Genomic DNA, 4,228 nt, shown 5'->3' with positions numbered 1-4,228 from the left:
CGGGCGTCGACCGCCAGCGGGTGCCGGGCGACCTGGGCTATGCCGGTTTCACCGTCTACGCCCGCCGCGGCGACAGCTGGGTGCCGGCGCTGGAGTGCCTGGGCGGCAGCTTCCTGCGGGCCGGTATGCCGCTGCGGCCCGGCGGCGCCCGGGCGCGGGCGCTGGCAATCGACGCCGGCCTGCCCAGCGGTGAGGAGTTTCCCGCCTTCACCGACTTCTGGCTGGTGCGGCCGGCGCCGGATGCCCGGACCTTCACCGCCTACGCGCTGCTCGATTCACCGCGCGTCAGCGGCGCCTACCGCATCGAGCTGACTGCCGGGACATCCGCCGTCACCAGCATCGAGGCGCGGCTGTTCTTCCGCGATGCGGTGGGCAAGATCGGTCTGGGGCCGTTGTCGAGCATGTTCTGGCATGGCGAGATCGGCCCGCGCGTGGACGACTACCGGCCGGAGGTGCACAGCTCCGACGGCTTGCTGGTCACCACGCGCGAGCGGCGCCTGTGGCGGCCGCTGGGCAACCCGCCGCGCTATGCGCTGCACACCGTGCCGGTGCCGCAATCGGTCGCCTATGGCCTGCTGCAGCGCGACCGCGACTTTGCCCACTACCAGGACCTGGACGTCGCCTACCACGAACAGCCGGATGTACTGCTCGAGCCGGAGCAGGGCTTCGACGCCGGCCGGCTGGAACTGCTGGAGCTGCCGGTCGAGGATCCCTACAACCAGAACGTGCTGGCCTACGTGGTGCCCGAGCGTGACGTGAATGCCGGCGACAGCCTGCACCTGCGCTACCGCCTGCGCTGGGGGGTGGCGCTGGCCGCACCCGGCGACGGCCAGGTGCAGGCCACGCGCATCTGGCCACCGCCCGATACGGCGCCCACGTCCACGTATCAGGTCGACTTCGGCCCCCTGGGCGGCGGCGGGGCGGCGCCCCGGCCCCTGGTGAAGGTCGAGGGCGGCACGCTCGAGACCAAGGCGCTGCAGCCGTTCGGCGATGGCTGGCGTCTGGCGCTGACCGTGCGGCGCCGCGACGACCGGCCGTTGACGCTGCAGGCAACCCTGGTGCGCGACGGCAGCCGGCGCAGCGAAACCTGGATCTACCGTGTTGCCGGACCCTGAGACCATGCACCCACAGTCGCTGCCCCGACGGTACCTGGACGCGTTGGGCGGCGACGTCGACCACGCGCTGGCGGACGCGCGGGCCGACGTTGCCGCCCTGCAGGCGACACTGGCCGGCACGGCGGGCGACGAGCCGCCGGACGCGGCCTGGATCCGCTGGTGTCTGGAGCACGCTTACCGGCTGCCGGTAACGCAGCCGCACGCAGCGTTGATGCCCAGCCTGAAGCCACTGCAACGCCAGCACATGACGCCGCGCGTGCTGCACCGCAGCCTCGGCCGCCAGCTGCTGGGCCTGTTTGTCTACCGGCCGGCGGCCCGGCTCCTGCGCGGCCTGCAGATTCTCAGCGGGCGGGTGGAGCGCACATGAAGCACACCGACTTCAACCGATCGCACGCCCGCGCCGCCCTGTGGCGGCGGCTGCTGTTGCTGGGGCTGGTGCTGATCCCGGCCACCATTGCCAGCCAGTTCATGCGCGAAGTGCTGCCGTATGGCGGGCGCACCGCGCTCGAGCTGGCCATCATCATCGTGTTCGGCGTGCTGTTCGGCTGGATCTCGATCGGCCTTTGGACCTCGGCCATCGGCTTCGTCAGCCTGCTGCTGGGTCGTGACCGTTACAACCTGGTGCGCGCCGCCGGCCCGCCGCGCGCCATCGATGCGCAGGCGCGCACCGCCATTCTGGTGCCGGTGTTCGCCGAGGACATGGACCGGGTCGGCGCCGGCCTGCGCGCCACCTTCGAGTCACTGGCGGCCACCGGCCAGCTCGACCGTTTCGATTTCTTCCTGCTCAGCGACACCCAGGACCCGGACCGCTGGGTGGACGAGGAGATCGCCTGGGCCACGCTGTGCCGCGACCTGGGCGCGCACGGGCGGCTGTTCTACCGGCGCCGGCACGTCAACCTGAAACGCAAGAGCGGCAACGTGGCCGACTTCGTGCGCCGCTGGGGCGCCCATTACCGCTACATGGTGGTGTTCGACGCCGACAGCGTGATGAACGGCCAGGCCCTGGTGCGCCTGGTGAACATGATGGAGGACAGCCCGCGGGTAGGGCTGATCCAGACCCTGCCGCAGCCGATGGGCCAGCACACGCTGTTCGCGCGCATGCTGCAGTTCACCGGTCACGCCTACGGGCCGATCTTCGCCGCCGGACTGCATTTCTGGCAGCTCGGCGACGGCCCGTTCTGGGGCCACAACGCCATCATCCGGGTCGAGGCGTTTCGTCGGCACTGCGGGCTGCCGCGCCTGCCCGGTCGCCCGCCGCTGGGCGGCGACATTCTCAGCCACGATTTCGTCGAGTCGGCGCTGCTGCGCAGCGGCGGCTGGACCGTGTGGCTGGCACACGACCTGCCCGGCAGTTACGAGGAACTGCCGCCGACGCTGCTGGCCGCCATGCAGCGCGACCGCCGCTGGTGCCAGGGCAACCTGCAGCACCTGCGCCTGCTGTTCGCCGAGGGGCTGTTCCCGGCGCACCGGGCGCTGTTCATCAACGGCATCATGTCCTACGTGTCGGCACTGCTGTGGCTGGTGTTCCTGCTGCTGTCGAGCGGGCAGGCGGTATGGCAGGCGCTGACGCCGCCGGACTACTTCCCGTCCGGCCCGGCGCTGTTCCCGCAGTGGCCGGTGTGGCAGCCGCAGTGGGCGCTGCTGCTGATCGTCGCTACGGCGGTGATCCTGTTCGCACCGAAGCTGCTGGCCGTGACGCTGATCGTCGTGCAGCGTCGTGCCGGCCAGTTCGGCGGGGCACTGCGCCTGCTCGCCAGTGCCCTCACCGAGACCCTACTGTCGGCGCTGCTGGCGCCGGTGCAGGCGGTGTTCCATGCCAAGTTCGTGCTGTTCACGCTGCTTGGCCAGCAGGTGGGCTGGGGCGCTCAATCACGCGGCGATGCCAGCACCGGCTGGCGCGAGGCGCTGCGCTACCACGGCTTTGCCACCGTGTTTGCCGGCCTGTGGGGGCTCGGCGTGTTCTGGCTCAATCCGGACTTTTTCTGGTGGCTGTTGCCGGTGGTGGCGGCCTTGCTGCTGGCGATTCCGGTGTCGGTGCTGAGTTCCCGCAGCCGTGTCGGCCGGGCGGCGCGCCGCGGTGGACTGTTCCTGACCCCGCCGGAAACCGCCCCCGACCCGGTGCTGGTGAGTTTCGAGCGGCACCTGGCCACCGCAGGACAGGCGCCGGCGCCAACGCTGCGCGGCATTCAGGCCGCCATCGAGGACCCGGCGGTCAATGCCCTGCACGCGGCGCTACAGGGTCTGTCGCGCGGGCAGCGGGTCAGCGAACGGATTCGCGCCGAGCGGCAGGCGCTGGCGGACAAGGTGCTGGCAGCGGGACCGGCGGCGCTCAGCGGCGCCGAACGCAGGCGCCTGCTGCGTCAGCCGGCGGTGCTGCTTGAGTTGCACCGCCGCTGGTGGGCCCAGGGGTGCCGGCCGACCGGCTGAGTGATGGCTCAGGCGTTTTCCAGCGCCTGCGCCACCCGGCGGAAGGCCGGTTCCAGCATCTGCCGGAACTTCTCGTCGATGCCGACATCGACCATCGCCTGGTTCATGCACTTCATCCACTGTTCGGTGGCGGCGGCGTCGATGTGAAACGGCCGGTGGGCCTTGGCGATGCACGGGCTGCCGCGCTTCTGGATGAACAGCGGCGGGCCGCCCAGCCAGCCGGACAGGTACTCGAACAGGGACTGGCGCACCGGGGACAGGTCGTCCTTGTGCATCTGGCGGATGGTTGCCACCTCGGGGTCGCCGTCCATCAGGTCGTAGAAGCGGTTGACCAGGTTGCGGACCGTCGTTTCGCCGCCGATCCAGTCGTACATGGTGTCGCTCACAGGGTGCACCTCGCGCGTGTGGGGTATCGGCGGCGCACTATGCCTGCCGGGCGCGGGCGGCCTGTTGACCGGCGTCAATGCGTGCGCGGGGCGCGGTGATGCAGTTCCAGCAACTGGCGGCTGGCGGCCGTCGGCGTCAGGCGGCCGGCGATCACCTCGCCCAGCACGCCGTCGAGCGCCACGGCGACGGCCGGGTTGGCGCGAAAATCCTGCTGCAGCGCCTCGCCGATCAGCGTCCACAACCAGGCCACGGCCTGCCGGGCGCGCTTGTCGGCCAGTTCGCCGCTGTCGCCGAGCGCG

Annotated in this window: 4 protein-coding genes and 1 pseudogene; 3 read left to right on the top strand and 2 right to left on the bottom strand. The window is 71.1% G+C overall.

The genetic code is table 11. The features are described from left to right. The 3 genes from ABYX71_RS10715 to mdoH form a co-directional block, all read left to right on the top strand. Positions 1-1,115, top strand: a 1,115-nt coding sequence (locus ABYX71_RS10715) for a glucan biosynthesis protein (protein ID WP_372696487.1), incomplete at its 5' end; no start/stop codon positions are given. A 4-nt stretch (positions 1,116-1,119) separates the two neighbouring features. Beyond that, on the top strand, positions 1,120-1,482 hold the full coding sequence (locus ABYX71_RS10710) for a hypothetical protein (RefSeq protein WP_372696486.1): 363 nt from the start codon (positions 1,120-1,122) through the stop codon (positions 1,480-1,482). Further along, complete coding sequence (gene mdoH, locus ABYX71_RS10705) at positions 1,479-3,542, top strand: glucans biosynthesis glucosyltransferase MdoH (RefSeq protein WP_372696485.1); 2,064 nt, start codon at positions 1,479-1,481, stop codon at positions 3,540-3,542. The genes ABYX71_RS10710 and mdoH overlap by 4 nt, the downstream gene beginning before the upstream one ends. Before the next feature lie 8 nt (positions 3,543-3,550). Here the strand turns inward: mdoH and ABYX71_RS10700 are convergent, their stop codons facing one another. After that, the gene (locus ABYX71_RS10700) at positions 3,551-3,928 is read right to left on the bottom strand and encodes a group II truncated hemoglobin (RefSeq protein WP_372696484.1); all 378 of its coding nucleotides are present in this window, start codon (positions 3,926-3,928) and stop codon (positions 3,551-3,553) included. 74 nt (positions 3,929-4,002) lie between these two features. Beyond that, a pseudogene (locus tag ABYX71_RS10695) lies at positions 4,003-4,228 on the bottom strand (methylmalonyl Co-A mutase-associated GTPase MeaB); the annotation flags it as partial.

The organism is Immundisolibacter sp. (assembly GCF_041625615.1).
Taxonomy (GTDB): Bacteria; Pseudomonadota; Gammaproteobacteria; order Immundisolibacterales; family Immundisolibacteraceae; genus Immundisolibacter.
The sequence above is the reverse complement of the archived record's forward strand: the minus strand, read 5'-3'. Positions and strand labels throughout refer to the sequence as shown.